The 18,855-nt window shown below is 41.5% G+C and carries 18 protein-coding genes and 1 riboswitch; of the genes, 1 reads left to right on the plus strand and 17 read right to left on the minus strand.

All coding sequences use genetic code 11. From position 1 onward, the window contains the following. Positions 1-21 precede the first annotated feature (21 nt). Entirely contained in the window at positions 22-204 is a 183-nt protein-coding gene (locus HMPREF2832_RS03580) for a 4-oxalocrotonate tautomerase (protein ID WP_001117401.1), read from the plus strand. Between the two features lie 59 nt (positions 205-263). Here HMPREF2832_RS03580 and ilvD read toward each other — a convergent pair whose 3' ends face one another. From ilvD to nox, 17 genes are all read right to left on the minus strand, one after another. Continuing rightward, positions 264-1,982: a dihydroxy-acid dehydratase gene (gene ilvD / locus HMPREF2832_RS03585; protein WP_070505573.1), complete on the minus strand. Its 1,719-nt coding sequence runs from the start codon at positions 1,980-1,982 to the stop codon at positions 264-266. A gap of 121 nt (positions 1,983-2,103) precedes the next feature. Next, complete coding sequence (locus HMPREF2832_RS03590; RefSeq protein WP_070505574.1) at positions 2,104-3,447, minus strand: MATE family efflux transporter; 1,344 nt, start codon at positions 3,445-3,447, stop codon at positions 2,104-2,106. 113 nt (positions 3,448-3,560) lie between these two features. Next, positions 3,561-4,820: a nucleobase:cation symporter-2 family protein gene (locus HMPREF2832_RS03595; RefSeq protein ID WP_049497933.1), complete on the minus strand. Its 1,260-nt coding sequence runs from the start codon at positions 4,818-4,820 to the stop codon at positions 3,561-3,563. After that, positions 4,820-5,401, minus strand: coding sequence for a xanthine phosphoribosyltransferase (locus tag HMPREF2832_RS03600; RefSeq protein WP_049497932.1), 582 nt, complete (start codon positions 5,399-5,401; stop codon positions 4,820-4,822). The genes HMPREF2832_RS03595 and HMPREF2832_RS03600 overlap by 1 nt, the downstream gene beginning before the upstream one ends. A gap of 89 nt (positions 5,402-5,490) precedes the next feature. Next, positions 5,491-5,586, minus strand: a riboswitch (purine riboswitch). Next, positions 5,576-6,559 (minus strand): GMP reductase, encoded by a 984-nt coding sequence (gene guaC, locus HMPREF2832_RS03605; RefSeq protein ID WP_049473228.1) that lies wholly within the window; start codon positions 6,557-6,559, stop codon positions 5,576-5,578. (Overlaps the previous riboswitch by 11 nt.) Before the next feature lie 181 nt (positions 6,560-6,740). Continuing rightward, complete coding sequence (locus HMPREF2832_RS03610; RefSeq protein WP_049497931.1) at positions 6,741-7,466, minus strand: alpha/beta fold hydrolase; 726 nt, start codon at positions 7,464-7,466, stop codon at positions 6,741-6,743. A 36-nt stretch (positions 7,467-7,502) separates the two neighbouring features. Continuing rightward, positions 7,503-8,018: a hypothetical protein gene (locus HMPREF2832_RS03615; RefSeq protein ID WP_070505575.1), complete on the minus strand. Its 516-nt coding sequence runs from the start codon at positions 8,016-8,018 to the stop codon at positions 7,503-7,505. A 165-nt stretch (positions 8,019-8,183) separates the two neighbouring features. Next, a complete protein-coding gene (locus HMPREF2832_RS03620; protein ID WP_225305899.1) occupies positions 8,184-8,645 on the minus strand; it encodes an ADP-ribosylglycohydrolase family protein in 462 nt (153 codons plus the stop codon). 169 nt (positions 8,646-8,814) lie between these two features. Next, positions 8,815-9,150, minus strand: coding sequence for a hypothetical protein (locus HMPREF2832_RS03625; RefSeq protein WP_024055827.1), 336 nt, complete (start codon positions 9,148-9,150; stop codon positions 8,815-8,817). A gap of 522 nt (positions 9,151-9,672) precedes the next feature. Next, positions 9,673-10,290, minus strand: coding sequence for an SAP domain-containing protein (locus HMPREF2832_RS03630; RefSeq protein WP_049497929.1), 618 nt, complete (start codon positions 10,288-10,290; stop codon positions 9,673-9,675). Between the two features lie 712 nt (positions 10,291-11,002). After that, positions 11,003-11,200, minus strand: a complete 198-nt coding sequence (locus HMPREF2832_RS03635; RefSeq protein WP_024056039.1) for a Sec-independent protein translocase subunit TatA/TatB — start codon at positions 11,198-11,200, stop codon at positions 11,003-11,005. Then, complete coding sequence (tatC, locus tag HMPREF2832_RS03640) at positions 11,200-11,919, minus strand: twin-arginine translocase subunit TatC (RefSeq protein ID WP_070505576.1); 720 nt, start codon at positions 11,917-11,919, stop codon at positions 11,200-11,202. Before tatC ends, HMPREF2832_RS03635 begins: the two co-directional genes overlap by 1 nt. Then, complete coding sequence (locus HMPREF2832_RS03645) at positions 11,906-13,591, minus strand: FTR1 family iron permease (protein WP_070505577.1); 1,686 nt, start codon at positions 13,589-13,591, stop codon at positions 11,906-11,908. Before HMPREF2832_RS03645 ends, tatC begins: the two co-directional genes overlap by 14 nt. Then, positions 13,569-14,774, minus strand: a complete 1,206-nt coding sequence (gene efeB, locus HMPREF2832_RS03650) for an iron uptake transporter deferrochelatase/peroxidase subunit (protein WP_070505578.1) — start codon at positions 14,772-14,774, stop codon at positions 13,569-13,571. Before efeB ends, HMPREF2832_RS03645 begins: the two co-directional genes overlap by 23 nt. A gap of 5 nt (positions 14,775-14,779) precedes the next feature. Then, positions 14,780-15,652 carry an iron uptake system protein EfeO gene (gene efeO, locus HMPREF2832_RS03655; protein ID WP_070505579.1) on the minus strand — a complete coding sequence of 291 codons (873 nt, stop codon included), beginning with the start codon at positions 15,650-15,652 and terminating at the stop codon, positions 14,780-14,782. Positions 15,653-15,762: 110 nt separating this feature from the next. Then, on the minus strand, positions 15,763-17,307 hold the full coding sequence (locus tag HMPREF2832_RS03660; protein ID WP_070505580.1) for a ClC family H(+)/Cl(-) exchange transporter: 1,545 nt from the start codon (positions 17,305-17,307) through the stop codon (positions 15,763-15,765). A 118-nt stretch (positions 17,308-17,425) separates the two neighbouring features. Then, on the minus strand, positions 17,426-18,802 hold the full coding sequence (gene nox, locus HMPREF2832_RS03665) for a H2O-forming NADH oxidase (protein ID WP_070505581.1): 1,377 nt from the start codon (positions 18,800-18,802) through the stop codon (positions 17,426-17,428). Positions 18,803-18,855: the final 53 nt, after the last annotated feature.

Here is an 18,855-nt window from a genome sequence, read left to right on the forward strand (position 1 = left end):
AAAAATTTAGGAGGTGGCCCTATGCCATTTGTACGAATTGATTTATTTGAAGGACGCACTTTGGAACAAAAGAAAGCCCTCGCTAAAGAAGTAACCGAGGCTGTTGTCCGCAATACTGGCGCTCCTCAATCTGCTGTTCACGTTATCATTAACGATATGCCTGAAGGAACCTACTTCCCTCAAGGTGAAATGCGCACCAAATAATATTTCCACTAAAAAACCCTTTCTTGCTTGTGATAACACATAGCAGGAAAGGGTTTTTCTTATTTTTCTTGTGCTTGACGTTCTGCTTTACGTTCTTCGAATTCTTCGTCACTCATCAAGGTTCCGCCGACATTAGCTGATTTAGCAAAGGCTGTATAGCGACGCAACCAACCACTTGAAATTTTTGATTTGAAAGGTTTCAAATGTTTGCGGCGTTCTTCAAGGGTTGCATCATCGACAAGCAGATCAAGGGTGCGATTTGGTAGGTCAATCACGATTTCATCCCCATCTTCAATTAGGGCGATATTACCACCTTCTGCTGCTTCTGGAGAAACATGACCAATCGCAATCCCACGAGTAGCTCCTGAGAAACGGCCATCCGTAATCAGAGCCACATCCTTGCCAAGACCGCGTCCGACAATCTTAGAAGTTGGCGCAAGCATCTCTGGCATACCAGGACCACCCTGAGGACCTTCGTAACGAATGACAACGACATGTCCCTTCTTGACTGTTCCATTGTCAATCAACTCAAGGGCTTGATCTTGTGAATCGCAACAAATAGCCTTACCGCGGAAAGTGGTCACAGATGGATCTACACCACCGACCTTGATGACCGCCCCATCTTGAGCAATATTTCCGTAAAGGATAGACAAACCACCAACTGGTGAGATAGGATGCTCAATTGGATGGATAATTTCTTCATTTTTGATTTCCGCACCAGCTACGTTTTCTTTCAAGGTTTTACCAGTAACTGTAATACGATTACCCTTAATAGCACCTTTTTTGATCAATTGATTGATAATGGCTGGAACACCACCAGCTTCGTGCACATCATGCATAGTGTAGACGCTTGAAGGTGCAATTTTAGAGAGATAAGGTGTCCTCTTGGCAATTTCGTTGATATCTTTGAGATCATAGTCAATCCCCGCCTCTCGCGCAATCGCAAGCGTATGGAGAACAGTATTGGTGGAGCCACCCATAGCCATATCAAGCGCAAAGGCATCATCGATAGCTTCTTTAGTCACAATATCCCGTGGACGGATATCCTTTTTAATATTCTCAACCAATTGTTTGGCTGCTTGGCGAACCAATTCACGGCGTTCATCTGAAACAGCTAGGATAGTACCATTTCCTGGAAGAGCAAGGCCTAATACTTCCATCAAACAGTTCATGGAGTTGGCGGTAAACATACCAGAACAAGAGCCACAAGTTGGACAAGCATTTTTTTCCAGGAAATCCAGCTCATCCATGCTCATATCACCAGCCTGATAAGTCCCTACTGCTTCAAACAAACTGGAGAGAGTCGCTTGATGCCCCGTCATGTCAACGCCACCCTTCATAGGTCCACCAGAACAAAATACAGCTGGCACATTAGTACGCATGGCCGCCAAAATCATCCCTGGTGTAATCTTATCACAGTTAGGAATGTAGAAAACCCCGTCAAACCAGTGGGCATTAATAACTGTTTCTGCAGAATCGGCAATCAATTCACGAGATGGAAGACTGTAACGCATCCCAATATGCCCCATGGCAATCCCATCATCCACACCAATGGTATTAAACTCAAAAGGAATACCGCCAGCCTCGCGAATAGCTTCCTTAGCAATATCTGCTAATTCACGCAGGTGAACATGCCCTGGAACGATATCAATATAGGAGTTACAAATTGCAATAAAGGGCTTTTGCATATCCTTTGCTGATTTTACTTGCCCTGTTGCATAGAGGAGACCACGCGCTGGTGCTCGGTCGATCCCCATTTTGATCATATCACTTCTCATCTTGTTCTCCTTCTAGTTCTTCATTTCTACCTCCTAATCTTACCACTTTGATATCAATTGTCAAGAACTTTCAGAAAATTTATACTATTTACGATACATAAAAAGCCTGGTTTCCCAGACTTTAGTTTGTTTGCTTTTTTTCGATCTGCCAGAGCCGAAGTTGGTAGCAAATACCACTCACGACAAGGCTAGAAATAAGACCGATCCAATAGGCATAGGGACCAAGATTGGTCACATGATCAAGGAAAATCCCTAAAGGAATAGAAATACACCAATAGCTAAAAACACCTAATAAGAATGGAACGGTTGTATCCTTATAACCCCGCAAAATCCCTTGAAGGGGTGCTGCAAAGGTATCAGCTACTTGGAAAAAGAGACTATAGGTCATAAAAATAGCAGTTTGCTGCACAAAGACTGGATCCTTGCCGTATAGTCCCGCCAGTTGGAAGCGGAATGTATAAAGAAAGACGAGGGTGACAATCGCAAAACCAAAGGCTGTCAACCGTCCCAAACGGCAATATTGTTTGACCACTTCTGGTCTTCCTGCTCCTAGTTCGTAAGATACGATAATAGCCATGGTACTCGAGATACTAACCGGGAAAGCATACATCAGGGTAGAAAAATTCATGGCCGATTGGTGACTAGCGATGGTGAGTGATGGGAATTTTGCCATTAACAGGCCAACCAGCGAGAAGATGATGACTTCTGCAAAAACAATTCCACCGATTGGAAGCCCAAGGCGCAGTACTTCTTTCATCCCTTTAAAATCATAAGGTTGTGGCTTCCACAATTGGAAAGATGCTACCTTAGGGTGCTTGTACAAGATCAAAAATACAATAGCCAGCAAGACCCAGTAGGCCAGAGAGGTTCCAAGACCTGCTCCCGCTCCTCCCATCTCAGGAAAACCAAATGCACCATAGATCAAGATGTAGTTAAAACAAGCATTCAAAGGCAAGAGCAAGAGCATCAAGTACATGGATAGACGCGTCATTCCCAACGTATCAAGGAAGGTCCGCACGATACTAAAGAGCAACAAGGGTAAGATTCCTACAGAAAGGAAATATAAGTAGCGAATGGCTATTTGAGCAACAACATCTTCTAAGCCGATCTGCTTGAGAATCATTGGCGCAATCCCCCAGACAAAGCCTATTAAGAGAATGACCATAGCAAATGACATATAGAGGAATTGGTAAAAATCGCCAGCAATCCGTTCTTTATTTCCCTTGCCTAAGTGATGCCCGACAATCGGTGTCAGAGCAGAGACAATCCCGGTAAGGAATGTAAAAAAAGGATTCCACAGACTGGTAGCTGTAGAAACCCCAGCCAAATCAAGGGTTCGGTACTGACCGGTCATGGCTGTATCGACAAAGCTGGCTGAATAATTGGCCAATTGGTAGATCAAAATCGGCAAAAACAGACTCAAAAATAAGCGCAAGCGTTCTTTAAAGTGATAGGTTAAATACATGATTCTAACTCTCTTCTCATCAAATAAGATTTTCTCCTCTTCCACTCTACTATATGTTTTCTTAAAAGTCAAAAAAACCGAAGATCCAAGGACCTCCGGTAAATTTGAGATAATTATTTATTGCGGTTTAAAATCGCATTGAGAACGATCGCTAAGACACTGGCAACGACAATCCCGTTTGCAAAGAACATTTGGAATCCTGTTGGAAGGCCATTAAAGAGGGTACTGTTATTCAAGCCAACCCCTGCTGCAATCGATACAGCTGCGATGAGGAAATTGTGCTCATTGTGTTCAAAATCAACACGCGCAAGAATCTGCATCCCTTGAATAGATACAAAACCAAACATGACCAGCATAGCTCCACCAAGAACTGGGCTTGGGATGATTTGTGCTAAAGCTCCAAACTTTGGAAGGAGACCGAGTAGAACAAGGAAACCAGCCGCATAATAGATTGGAAGACGAGTCTTGATACCAGACAATTTCACTAAACCAACGTTTTGTGAGAATCCAGTGTAAGGGAAGGTATTGAAGATACCACCGAGAAGAACGGCCAACCCTTCAGCACGATATCCATTACGGAGGCGCGTGCTATCAATCGGATCTTTGGTAATATCTGAAAGTGCAAGATAAACACCAGTTGATTCGACCATGGAAACCGTCGCGATAATACACATCATTAAGATTGAAGTGATTTCAAACTTAGGTGCTCCAAAGAAGAATGGTGTTGGAACGTGAACGACTGGTGCTTGCGATACAGGTGTGAAATCCACCAAGCCCATTGAGGCCGCAATAGCAGTCCCTGCGATCAAGCCAATCAAAATAGAGATAGATTTGATAAAGCCAGTCGTATAAATGTTGACCACAAGAATGATGAGAATGGTGATCACGGCTAAAATCAGACTTTGCACCGTTGGTTTGGCTGCGTTATTCCCCATGTTCCCAATCGCTACCGGAATCAAGGTCAAACCAATGGTCGTAATGACAGATCCCGTCACAATGGATGGGAAGAGGTTGGCGATTTTCGAGAAGAATCCTGAGACCAGAACCACGTAAATCCCTGAGACAATCAAGGCACCAAACATGGCCCCACTACCATGGCTAGCCCCGATCATGCTGAGAGGCGCTACAGACTGAAAGGCAACTCCAAGGACTACTGGAAGTCCGATCCCAAAGTATTTATTGAGTTGCACTTGAAGGAAAGTTGCTACCCCACACATGAAGATATCTGTAGAGATGAGGTAGGTTAGTTGATGATCGTTATAGCCCAAAGCTCTTGCGATCATGATCGGCACCAAAATAGATCCCGAATACATAGCCAAAAGGTGTTGCAAGCCTAGAACGGATGCCTGTGAATGGCTTTCTTGTTTTTGCATTAGATGTCTGCCTCCTTAAATACAACCTGACCATTTTCAAAACGGTCCAAACGCGCGAGGGATACAACTGGATATCCCAACTCTTCTAGTAATCCCCGTCCATCTTGGAAGGATTTTTCAATGACGATTCCAACGGCTTCCACTTGAGCACCAGCTTGTTCGATGATCTGAATCAAGCCCTTAGCCGCTTGACCATTTGCTAGGAAATCATCAATAATCAAAACCTTATCCGCTGGATCTAAGAATTTACCAGCAATTGAAACCGTACTAGTGACTTGCTTGGTAAAGGAATAAACCTCAGCCGTCAAGATGCCCTCATTCATGGTAATGTTTTTCGCTTTCTTCGCAAAAATCATAGGGACATCTAGTGCTTCCGCTACATAAAGGGCTGGCGCGATCCCAGACGCTTCAATGGTGACGACTTTGGTAATACCCGCATCTTTGAACCGGTCCGCAAAGGTCTGGCCAATTTCTTTCATGAGTTTGAAATCCACTTGGTGGGTCAAAAAGGAGTCCACCTTGAGGATATTCTCACCTAAAACGTTACCATCTTTTAAGATGCGTTCTTCAAGTAATTTCATACTTCCTCCTACTTTCTATAAAATCCGTTACTTATCCACAAAACACAAAAAGGCCTGCAAAGCAAGCCTTGAATATCCTCTAACAAAAGGATTTATCTCGACTTACTTATTGTTAGGTGTTCCGGCACCTTGTAGAAACATCACGCCCATTCGTGAAATAAATAAGTAATTCAATTAGTGTGCATCGCCATTCCAGATGGAATTCTTAACGATCACATAGTCAACGTGTTTCAAATCTGCTAATTTTCGGCCTCCAGCATACGAGATCGAACTTTGCAAATCTTGTTCCATTTCTGTCAAGGTGTCTTGCAAATGACCCTTGGCAGGCAATAAAATCTTCTTGCCTTCGACGTTTTTATAAGCACCTTTTTGGTACTCTGAAGCAGATCCATAGTACTCTTTAAAAGACTCTCCATCGATCTCTATCGTTTTTCCAGGACTTTCGATATGACCTGCAAAGAGAGAACCAATCATGACCATAGACGCCCCGAAACGAATCGATTTGGCAATGTCACCATGGGTCCGAATCCCACCATCCGCAATAATTGGTTTTCGCGCTGCTTTTGAGCACCAGCGAAGAGCAGCCAATTGCCAACCACCTGTACCAAATCCAGTCTTAACTTTGGTGATACAAACCTTACCAGGGCCGATTCCGACCTTAGTCGCATCAGCTCCCGCATTTTCTAATTCACGAACAGCCTCAGGTGTCCCTACATTTCCAGCAATGACAAAGGTATCTGGTAATTCTTTCTTGATGTGTTGGATCATCCGAATGACACTATCCGCATGACCGTGTGCGATATCAATGGTAATGTACTCAGGCGCATCTGCCTTTAATTGACTCACAAAGTCGTATTCGTATTCCTTAACACCAACCGAAATCGAAGCGATCAAACCCTGCTCATGCATACGTTTGACAAAAGGAATCCGACCTGCTTCATCAAAGCGGTGCATGATGTAGAAGTATCCACCACGCGCCAACTGCTCTGCTACATTCTCATCCAAGATCGTCTGCATATTCGCAGGAACTACTGGAAGCTTGAAGGTATGCTTTCCGAATTGAACGGTTGTGTCTGCTTCAGACCGGCTATTGATGATACATTTGTTGGGAATCAACTGGATATCTTCATAGTCGAAAATAGGAAATTCATTTAACATCGATTGTAAAATCTCTTTTCTAAAAACTGACCTACCTATGCGCAAGCGCATCGCTACGTCTCTTGACGTTTCCTTGATAGATTATATCAAAGATACGGACTTAATGCAACGGGAATGATTTTATAGGAAATAACGTTCGGAAATTAAAAGATAAAACCTGTTTCAAAAAGAGAACCAGGTTTTATTTATGAACATTTTGGAGCCAATTGTTGACTTCTCTAGCTACAATTTCTGGTGCCTCTGTATACAGTTCGTGCCCCAAGCCTTCTAGTAAGACTTGCTGGATCTTGGGATCTAGTCGATTCAGAGCTACTTTCCTCCATTCAGGTTCTTCTTGGTATCGAGGGCCAATAAAGAGGACAGACTGGTCCGAAAGTGGAATCTGGTCAGCCTTGATGCTACGTCTCAAGCGCAATAAGGCCAAGACTTTTTCTAGATCTAGATTTAATTCATATTGTTCACTCGCTGGATTCCAGCGATAGCTAGCCTCTACTGCTTTTCGCGCTATAGGCGTAGGATCTGTTCCATCACCGAATTCTGCTAATACGGCTTCTTCCAATGTCGAAAAGACTTGCTGTTTCATGAAGGATGATGTACCTTCTAGCTCTTCCTTCAAAGGCAGGATCTTTTCCATATCCAGATAACCCCCATCCAAGAGAATCAGAGCCTTTATCTGAGGAAACTCTGAAGCAAGATAACGAGCCAAATCTCCACCCAAGGAATGCCCCAATAAACAGATCTCTTCCGCCTGGTCAATCTGACCTTGAAACCAAGCACGAAGATCTTTTTCTGTCTGAATCATTTCCCTGTAGGGATCTAGAAAGGTTACCGGAAAGCCGAGCTCATCGATAAGTGGCGCCAGATGGTAGCAATTGCCACCTAGGCCACCGATAAAATAATGCTTCATTGTTTCTTACCTTTTTTAATTTTATTATTAGTTACTTCATTGGTTAGCGCCAGTCTTTTCAATCCAATATTGTTGCTCTTTAGGGATCAACTGATCAAAACATCCTGAAAAAACTTTCCATCCGTTCGGAACATATCTTTCGTAGTTTTTCATCCCCAGATGGTTTGAATAAAACTCCTCTTTATCAAAATCGATTAAAAGATCCGGGAGTAAACCTTTTCCTTCAAAAATAATCTCTGAATGTAAGTCCTCACAATCTATTGAGCGTTTGATCATTTCGATCAATTCTTCAACCGTCACCTTCAGCCAATCATCTTTATACATTTCTAAGTAGCTCTCAAGATTGCTTTTTGTAATCACATGAAGATTCTGTTGAATCTCAGGTAAATAGGAGAAATCAACATTCAGACCTGCTTCCTGGTATGCCTGAATATATTTATCGATATCCATTGTCCACATATCGTTTGAACAAATATACCAGTTAAACTGATGATTTGCAATAACCCCAACAATATTTATTTCTGGTTTCTCTATCAATTGGTCTTTATCCACTAGTTTTTCTCCTCTTCTCCTATCTACTTGTTCCGAACTGACAATAGGGCTACTTACCAAGCATTATATATCTATGATACCGAATTATACTTTGACAAGCAAGTTAGTGACCGAGTCGCTAGCAAAAAAAGACAGCTAAAAGGGTTTAGCTGACTGATGTCATATCTAATAAAAATTTTTCTCTGCTAGATCATCTAGCAGAGAAAGCAAGTATTCCACATTCATAAATAGATCTAACTGACCTAGGCACTCTATCAATTTTTGACATTTTTCATCGATCAATTCTCTATTCACCAATTGTTGTCCCCATTTATCTGGAATACCTTCCAGTTTATAGAGAGCTCCAGCAAAGCTTCCTGTGATGCCACCAATCGTATCGGTGTCATTTCCGAGATTGACCGCTTTTAAAGCAGCTCCTTCAAAAGTCTCTGTTGTCCCTAGACACCAGAGACTAGCTTTCAGACTATCAACCACATAGCCTGTAGACATTATTTCTTCTCGTTGTTTTTGATAAAAATCCTTGTCAAATAGCTCTCTGAACTGATCTTGGTATTCTTTCCAGTATTCTGAATTAGCTCTCAAATAATCCTCTAACAGAGGTTGAAGGTCTTCTTGGAATTCTGTCAATATTTTGGACACATTTTGGGAGAAAAATTTGAAGGATAGCGCCCTCAGGTTGCTGGACCCCTTCTACGAGATTGTAAAATGAATTTTATAATCTCGTAGAAGGAGTGCTATTAACTAAGCAATTTGTTTTTCAAATTCATTCGGACTAAAAACTCTTTCTTCTTCAAGCTTATCCTCTACTACTGTTTTCTCTTGCCCATTCCGGGTTACTATAATAGCGTACATAGAAATTAGGTTTGCCACCAGCTTCATCAATTTTATCTTTAATGTTAATTTCTGAATGCGTGACTTCTCCTGTTTTTGTAAAATACTCTCCGATTTTACCCGTGCTATTTTGAAGCCCCCACGCTACATCATTTCCTTGAATGGCAGCTAAGAAGCCATGGTTCTGCACGAAGTTAAAGAATTCAGCAACAGTGAGGCTTTCTGGCACCTCGAATGTCATCTCATGGTTGTAAATATCATCTCCGGCACAAACTGAATCTCGATCAACTATAATTTTCATCTGGCCACTTCCTCTAATGAAATACTTGTTACTCCATTATACCATATCCGTATTCTATTTTCTTATATTCTATAAAACAAAAAAGCACTCTGCAGAAACAGAGTGCTAAGATCTTGTAAGTAATTCCAGTAACGAATTAACCTTTACTAAATTGTGATGCTTTACGAGCTTTTTTAAGTCTGGTTTGGAAAGTATGAGTTTCAGTTGGACTAAAAATAGCGTAATTTCAATATTCTATAGTTTTCAACTATCTTTTTATTTGCCCTGTTGAAAAATGAAGTGCAACACAAAAGACATGTTCATCTGATATACTAGAGTTGCGAAAAATAGGATATAGGAAGATTAGCATTTTGTCGTGTATATATTAGTGAGAGGCGTTTGAAATACTAGTTAGCAACTCTTGCGAGTTTTCCCTATTTATTGATAGCAATATAAATTGAAAATAGGCATGAAAAAGACGATAGATTTTTTATTTCTAACGTCTTTATTACTTTATATTCCGTTCGACAAACTTGAAATTGTTTACTTACAGTACTCCTCTATTTTGTAGCTATATTCTTTTAGAAGTCCCCGTGAATAAATTTTTTTATTTTTTGAATCTCTAACTTCATTCCAAAGGATAGCCGCAACTTTTAACTTGTTGGAGTAATGATTGCTAAATTCATCTGCACAAAAGTCTTTTAGAAATTGATTCCATTGGCAAGCTGAATTATCATACTTGGCGTAGTCTGACTCTCCATAGTATATTTTAATCATATCTTTGATTGTAAAATTTATGTTGTTGTCCCATTTTACTTTTCTCCAAGCAGTTGCCATATCAGCATTAAACTTAAACGGATTAACACCTGTTACAGCTGAAAAATAATCACGAAATTTCTGATTAAAGGAAAACCCACATTCAAGTAATGATGTATTTAGGGTTATTATTTCGGTTTGATTTTTGTTTCTTTTCCTCAAAAATTTTTCTACTCTATTTCCCTTAAAATATTGTTCTATAATATGATTTAATTCTTTTTTTGTACATCTGTATTCTAATCCAAGGTACTTACAAATTTGTGAAAGCTCTTCTCGATACCAGTAGTATCTGTTAAATTCTTCAAATGATTTAATATCTCTAAAATCAGGTCTATGTCCTTCCAAATGCTCACCTCTACAACTCCAAATTTATCTCATTATACCATAGATAATAAAAGTTATATCAATTTATACCCATGCCACATAAAGCTATAACAGAAAATATTAGAATCTTGTAATTACTGTATTTCTATTAAGCTTAACTTTCTTATAAAATAGATAAGAAAAACAAACGATATAGTCCATCACTAGTAACAAAAAATACTAGGAGTTGAAAGATATAAAAACATTGAAATGGAAAGCATAGCAATAAACAAAACAGTCAGTAAAACGATGGTTTTGTTGTGTTGTTTCACTTGCTTTCTAAATTCCTATTTTGACTTTGTCCGCTGACGTCCTTTGTATCTTGATTTAGTCATGGAACTTCTAAGAAGTTCGCTGACGTCCGTACTCACTTAAGGAAAGTTTTTATATGACTTTATCTTCAATCTGAGACCGTTAAAACCTCTTTGTTTTAATCTTTCTAACTGAATTGGATACAAAAAATCCACTCACACAGGGTGAAATGGATTATTTCTTTATTAACGGTTCAATAAGAAATTGAACAATTTTTCGACAATTTTTACGACTAACCAGCATAAGAATCCGATATAGCTGAAATAGAAAATGAGTGACAAAATCGTAATAATCATAGTTTCCTCCTTCGTCGATTGCAAGTCCTTGTCTTATTATACCTTTTTATGCAATCGAACTCAATAGAATTTTAAAAATTGTCTGATTATTCTTTTTCTTTCTTGTCTTCTTTTGCGTCATGATCAGCTTCTTCACTGCCTTTATTGACAGCTGTCTTAAATTCAGCAAACATTTTGCCGATGGACTGTCCCAACTCTGGCAGGCGTTTTGGTCCAAAAATCAAGAGGGCTCCCAGGATGATGATGATCAAACCTGGTGCTCCAATATCACGTAAAATTCCCATTAGTTTCTCCTTTTTCTCGAATAGATGACTTTACTGACGGCTACACTCACTTCAAATAAGAGGATCAAAGGGAGCGTCATGGCCAAGTCACTGATAAAGTCCGCTGGGGTTAGCACGACGGCTAAGACCAGTAGGACAAAGTAAGCGTAACGACGGTAGGTGATTAAAAACTGTGGTGTCAAAAGCCCGATCGAGGTCAGAAAAGCGACCAAAACTGGTAACTCAAACAAGACACCTAAAGGCAAGGTGGTATGCCATAAGAAGGTTAAATAATTTTGTGCCGTTAATTGGGTATCAAAGAGCCCTTCTCCTAAGCGCATCAGGACCTCTAAAATAGCTGGGCTGACAAAGAAATAACCAAATGCAAGCCCCAGAACAAAGCAAATAAAGCTAGCTGGGATGTAGGCAAAGACTGCACGCGCCTCCTTCTCCCTCAAAGATGGCCTTACAAATTGCCAAATCTGGTAGACAATAAAGGGCAGGGTCAGGCTAAAGGCTGTGAGATTAGCCAGCGAAACATAGATCCAGAGGATATCATTTGGCCCTAGTACCAGCAGTTTTTGATGCAGGCTAGCGGTCAAGATCTGGTAGAGTTCTCCTCCAAATACAAAGGCTACGATGAAGACGATAATATAACACAAGACCACCGCGATCAATCGTTTTCGAAATTCGACCAAGTGCTCGACAATGGTCATTTTATCTGCTCTACTCTTTGCCATGTTGTCTCACCGTGATAAGGGCAATCAGGGCCACAAAGAGTAGTTGGGGAAGAATAACTTCCCAGCTTGGATAGATCCCCGCCCAATCAATGGTAGGAAGTCCATTGACCAAATGACTCGGTAGGATATTGGTCAACTGTAGGGCGTGGATGCTGACACCTAGCATCTTGAAGGCCAAGGCGTAAATCAACCACGTCAGAATGAAAAAGATTCGATGAGGTTGGATGGCTTGACTGGCCTTGGTCATGGCCACTGCAATAATGATGAGAACGGCTATGGCAAGCCCGATTCCTAATAAGAAATTCGTGGTTGTAATCCGTGGAATGATCCCAACATAGAAGAGAATGGTCTCAGCTCCTTCACGAAAGACTGCTAAGAAACTGAGGGCAAACATAGAGACAAAACTTCCTGTAGCAGTTACCGTCTTCATCTGACGGTCCATGAAGGCATTCCACTGTTTGACAGAGGACTTGCTGTGTAGCCAAATTCCAATGAGGATCATCATGACCACAGCGAAAATCCCAACGCCACCTTCAATGATTTCCCGGTTAGACCCCGAAGTAACGGCTGGAAAAGCTACTTGCAGAACAAGAGCGATCGCTGCGCTGGCAAGAACCCCCGCAGCAGCCCCACCGTAGACCCATTTGAGGCCTTTCCTCATCTTAGCAGCCTTAAGGGTCGTTACAAGGGCCATGACAATCAGAAGCGCTTCTACTCCTTCACGCAGAAGAATCAACATAGCATCAAAAGCGTTGTAAGAAGCTGTCGTATCGATCGCAGAAAGGTCCCTGATCAAGGCTTGTAATTTCTCTTGATAGGTCTTTTCTTTCCCCTTAACCATAATGACCGGGGATTCACTCTCTACGCGCGTGTAGAGGCTTGGATTGGTCGTGCTGACATCCCCCTCAATAGTTGGCCAGATGGTGATGAACTGCTTCATAGTTGCTGCAGCAGATTTATCGTCGCCAGATTGGAATTGGCTTTGCGCCTTCTCCAAAAGCTTGATCCCATCTTTCAGTGTCAAATCCGTACTAGCACTGCTAATCGCTTCTCCTTTTACAAAGGCATCAATCCCATTTTTGAGGTCATCATAGGAGGACTGGATGCTGGTGAAGTCAGTAGGCTCTGTTTCAATGCTACTACGTAAGAGCGAAATGGCCGTCTCGATTTTGCCATAGTAGGCTGTGCTATGATCCCTTACCACTGCTTCGTTTCGTGTCCAGGTATTATTGAGATCTGCATAGCTTTGACGGGTTTTCTCCAGATCCTTAGCTGTAATGGCATCTTGTAAGTTCTTAAAATAAGGAGCGAGGCGACTCACGAGTTTGTCTTTTTCCGCCTCTAAATCGACCGGATTTTGCTCTTTTTCAAAAGCTAGCAAGGCTGATGAGATCTTGGTGAGATCCTCTTTGGTTACCTCCCCTTTTATAGCTAGAGCTTGGCTAACTTTTTTTCCTGCCTTGGAATCATGGTGATCTTTGGATTCAAAATTATCCTGAATCTCAGCGATCAATTCCTTGGCCTTATCCTGGTTCTTATTTTCTACAGCGGTTGTTGCATCTGTGATCTTGATAAAGAGATCGCTATAAGATTCCGCAGCCACTGGATGAGTCCAGAACAAGGCAAGAAGGCCTAACAAGATCAAAAGTTTATTCAAAGAGTGCTTGACCAAGATAGCCTCCTTTCTCTACGCCTGAAAAGCAAGCAAAGAGTCCGCTTCCGATATGGGTGATGTACTCGTTCATTTTATCCACTGCACCTAGATTGGTTTGGATTTTAACAAAACTGTTTGGATCTTTTTGAAAGGCGATAAAAATCAAACCTGCATCAAATTGCCCAGTCTGTTCATTGATGCCATCCGAATAGGAATAGGAACGCCGTAAAATCGGACGATCCACTTCTTTGGCCAAACGGACATGTGAATCTACTGGTAGTTTAGATAAATCCACTTCATCAAATTCGTTGGTTTTCCCAAATGGAGCGCCTGACTCCTTGTAGCGACCAAAGGTGTTTTCTTGCTCCTGCAAATTGGTCCGGTCCCAAGTTTCCAAGTGCATTTGGACTAGGCGAAGAGCCATATAGGAACCACCCTTCATCCAGTCCTTGCTGTCAGTCCAGACGACCTTATCAAAGTCCTTCTCCGTCGTGACATTTGCTGTTCCATCTTTAAAGCCAAAGAGGTTACGCGGTGTTTCTTTTCGGTCACCAATCGCTGCAAAACCGGACTTGCTCCACTTCATGGTGATGGTATTGCGACCCTTGCGGATGAGATTTCGGACCGCATGAAAGGCTACTTGCTCATCGTCGGCACAGGCCTGAATGACGATATCGCCACCAGTGTATTTGTCCTGCAACTGCTCCTTTGGAAATGGAGGCAAATCACGAAAGAGCTTTGGACGTTTAGCTTCCAAGCCCAGTTTCTTGAGAAAGGTAGCCGAAACCCCAAACGTCAGGCTCAAGCGATAGGGATTGAGTCCTACTGTTTCACCTGTATCTGTTGGAGGCAAGAGGGCATTGGAACCATCTTTTTTGACCAATTCTCCTTCGACTAATTTACTACTATAATCAGTCCAGTCTTTAAAGAGCTGGATGACTTCTTTTTTGTCCGTCGTGTGAAGATCCAGCACCACCAAGTAGCAAGCCTTCTGCATGGCTGTCGTAATCCCGGCTTGATGCTTGCCATAAAAAGAGATGTCTTCATCCCCATCATAAGCTTTTTTACTGGAACTGTCTTGATTAGCGAAAAAAGCAGATGCACCAGAAAGGCCCAGTGCAATACCAGCCCCTCCAATACCTGCTTTTTTAAGAAATTCACGACGGTCCATTTTTTTATCTAAAAATTTTTCGTCAGCCATTTTTCTTATTTCCCATCTAAAATCACACCCATTTGAGACAAAGGTTCACCAAGTTTGGTCACCGCTTCAGCCAATTCCTTGGTATCTTCCTTGGTCAAATCTGTGTAAGACTTGTAATTTGTTTCATCAGTCATGTGTTTGTCCAATAAATCATTGACATTTTTGAATTCTGCTTCCAAGGTTTTAACCAACTTGGCATCTTTTTTCTCAATCAAAGGTTTAAAGAGAGAGAAAATCTTTTCAGCTCCTTCAATATTGGCACGGAAGTCGTACAGATCTGTATGAGAGAAGACTTCTTCTTCACCCGTGATCTTTTGCGTTGCCACTTCATTTAGCAGATCAACAGCCCCAGTTAGCATCACATCAGGAGTCACATCAACGGTTGCGATCTTAGCTTTCAACTCCTTGATATCGTTCACCAGTTGGTCTGCATATTTGTCAGTGCCATCTGTGGTATTGTTTTCCCAAAGGATACGCTCAATCCGGTGGAAACCTGACCAGCCATCTTCTGATTTATTTTCATCCACATAATCCACCAAACGGTAGTCGATTTTGACATCCGATTCTCCGAAGGTTTCAGCAATCGGTTCGGAGCGTTCATAGGCCATGCGGATCAAGGGATATTGTTTTTTAGCTTCTTCCAAATTCCCAGCTTTTAGGGTATCTCGGAAACCTTCTGTATCCTTGAGCAATTGGTCAATTTGCATTTCAACAAAGTCTTTGTATTCAGCTGTCGCATTGTCCAAGGTCTTCTGGTCAGCCTTTGACAACTGCACCGTTGAGCTGGTTTGCGTCTTTTGACTCGACTGTTTGCTAGTAGAATTCGCACACCCTGCTAAAAGAGCAACACTCAATAAGAGTAGACTATATTTTTTCATGAAAGACTTCTCCTCTTTTGTTCTTGGACTTATTTTACCAGAAGTTTTCTCATTTTTCAACAATTGTCTGAAAATTTAATAATAGAAAGACTTTTCTAAGAAACTGTCTTCTACAAAAGAATATCCTTGACACGTCCAATTTCAGATTCTTTCACCACCACAAAGATGCTATCACCTAGATACAAGCGGGTCGCACCATTGACCGTATAGCTCTTACCACTTCGCATTTGCGTAGTAATCAAAATATCTTGGGGGAGTTCGAGTTCATGAACTTGTTTCCCTGCAATCTTTTCGGATACAGGAATCTCAATCAAGGTCAACTCTCCTTCTTCTTGCGCCTTATCAGGTAAGAGTTGCTCCAGCATGGCTTCATAGACTGGTGCTCCATGGAAGAGATCCATGATCATGTAAGCCAGCAAGGTGACCATACCCAGTGGCATTAAACTACGAATATCACCGACCATCTCTGTTACCAAAATCATAGCGGTTAAAGGAGCTTTCGAAATAGCCCCAAAATACCCACTCATTCCTAAAATAATGAAGAGAGGTAATTGATTTTGGGAGATAAAGCCAATGTTTTGGAGGAAAGTTCCAACGATCGCGCCTAAAAGAGATCCTAAAGCTAGAATGGGCAAGAAAATTCCGCCAGGTAGACCACTACCATAGCTCAACATACTCCAGATAAAACGGATCATAAAATAGAGAAGGATCGATAGAACTGGATACGGTACTCGAGCTAAATCCAAAACCAATTGGTTCCCGCCACCAAGAATTTGTGGAAGGAAATAGCCGATTGGAATAATCGAGACAAAGGCAAATAAGGAAGAGTAATGAGAGGGAACATGAAAAATCTTTTCAAGTAAACGATACAATCGACCGATATTCAGCACCACTACTTCATAGACATAACCTGCTGCCCCCAAAAAGACTCCGAGAAAAAGGTAAATCCAGTACTGAGACAAATGGAGCGGCGGAATATTTTGCGGCATATGAAGTACGGGTGTTTGACCAAAGACATTGAGTGAAATAAAATTAGCAGTCAGACTAGCGGCCAAGGTCGAAATCCAAAAGAATCGAGAAAAATGATGGTAGACTTCTTCCACGACAAATAAAAGTCCTGCTATAGGTGCATTAAAGGCGGCTGCAAGGCCTGCAGCAGCTCCACTTGCAATCAAAGACCGCTCTTCAACTGGGCTGACCTTCAAATAATGGGCCACTCCTTTTCCACCCATAGCCCCTAATTGAATACTAGGACCTTCACGACCAAGCATCAAGCCACTTCCAATGGCTAATACACCTAGAATATACTTCTTCCACAAGGTATCCCACCAGCTCACCGCTAAGAGTCCCTTGAGCTCTGCTTCGACTTGAGGAATTCCTGATCCCTTGATATCCCGATTGGTGCGAATGAGGCGACCAGCAATCAGTACGATCACCCCGTACCCCAACAGCATCGCCAGCAAATATAGTGATTGACCAGACATCTCCTTGTAGACGCCTTGAACAAAATTAAAAATATGTTCGATCAAAAAACGAAAACTTGAGACGACACAGCCCACAACGATCCCAACCAGAACACCTCTGACAATATGTGCCACAATCGAACTAGAGGCAAAACGAAATTCATTTTTTAAGGCTTCTTCTTTTTCAGACATTCCCTAACTCCTTCAAACTCTTATCCTATTCATTATACCTTATTTCACTGACCCTGCATACATGCAAAGACAGAAAAAAACAAAACTAGCACCGCTAGCTTTGTTTTTCATTCAGTCATTATTCAGCAGTTAAAGCTGCCATTGTGATGTAGTTATATGGTTTGTTGAAGTGTGGCAAGAAGAACAAGTCAGTCAAGGCTAACTTATCAATCGTCACATGTTCTTGAATTGCAAGTGAGAACATGTGGATAGCCATTGAGATGGCGCTATCACGTGATACCATTTGAGCTCCAAGAATTTTACGAGTGTCTTTATCATAGACAATCTTAATAGCAACTTCATGGTTATCATGTTTAATAAATTCAGGTTTTTGAAGGTCGTTAAAACCAGTTTCTCCAGCATTGAAGCCAGCAGCTTTTGCTTTTTCAAGTGTCAAACCAGTTGAAACCATGTGAAGACCGTAAATCGAAATACCGTTAGAACCTTGAACACCGATTCCTTCCAATTCATGACCGGTCGCATTGTAGGCACCAACAATACCTGAACGAACCGCATTAGATGCAAGTGCGATGTAGCTCATTTCACCACGTGCATTGTCATAGATAGTCGCACAGTCACCAACTGCATAGACACCTGGAAGTGACGTTTCTTGTTTCTTATCGACAAGGAAGGCACCGTTGCGGAAGAGTTCAATCTTACCATCTGCAAGAGCTGTATTTGGACGGAAACCAACAGCCAAGATGACCATGTCTACATCGAAGGTTTCTTTATCGGTTACAAGACGTTCTACCTTACCATCTCCTTCAACTGCTTGAACAGTTTGTCCAAGAGCCAAACGGATGTTGTGGTCTTCCAAGTTTTTCGCCATGATGTCTGTAAAATCTTTGTCATAGTAGCCGTTCAAGACAGTGTCCACGATATCCACCAAGACAACGTCTTTACCAAGACGTTCGAAAGCTTCAGCAAGTTCAACACCGATGTAACCACCACCAACTACGGCGATACGGTTCAAGTGTTTGCTGTTGTCTTTCAATTTTTCGATCACTTCTTCAGCGTTTTGGTACAGTTTAACGAATTGAAGATTTTCAAGAGTTGCTTTGAATTCGCGGTTACCAGGAACGATTTCAACTCCTTTAATTGGAGGAATGATTGGTGTTGATCCGGTCGCAAAGATTAATTTTTCATAAGATTCTTTGTGTTCTTTTCCATCAACTTCTGCAGTTACCACTTTGTTGTCATAGTCAATTGAAAGAACAGGAGAGTTCATGTAGACTTTTGCACCTTTTGCTTCCAATTTTTCTTTATCAGAGTAGAAGAGACCTTCTGGACCATCGATTTGCTCACCGATCCAAAGTGCCATCCCACATCCAAGGAATGAAATGTTTGAGTTTTGGTCAAAAACCACAATTTCATTTTCATTTCCAAAATTATCTAACATAGTGTTGATACAAGCTGTTCCGGCATGGTTTGCCCCTACAACAACGATTTTACTCATAGAATAAATCCTACCTTTAATTAAAATTTACTTCTTGAGTATATCATAAAAAT

The organism is Streptococcus sp. HMSC073D05 (assembly GCF_001812015.1).
GTDB classification, from domain to species: domain Bacteria; phylum Bacillota; class Bacilli; order Lactobacillales; family Streptococcaceae; genus Streptococcus; species Streptococcus parasanguinis_D.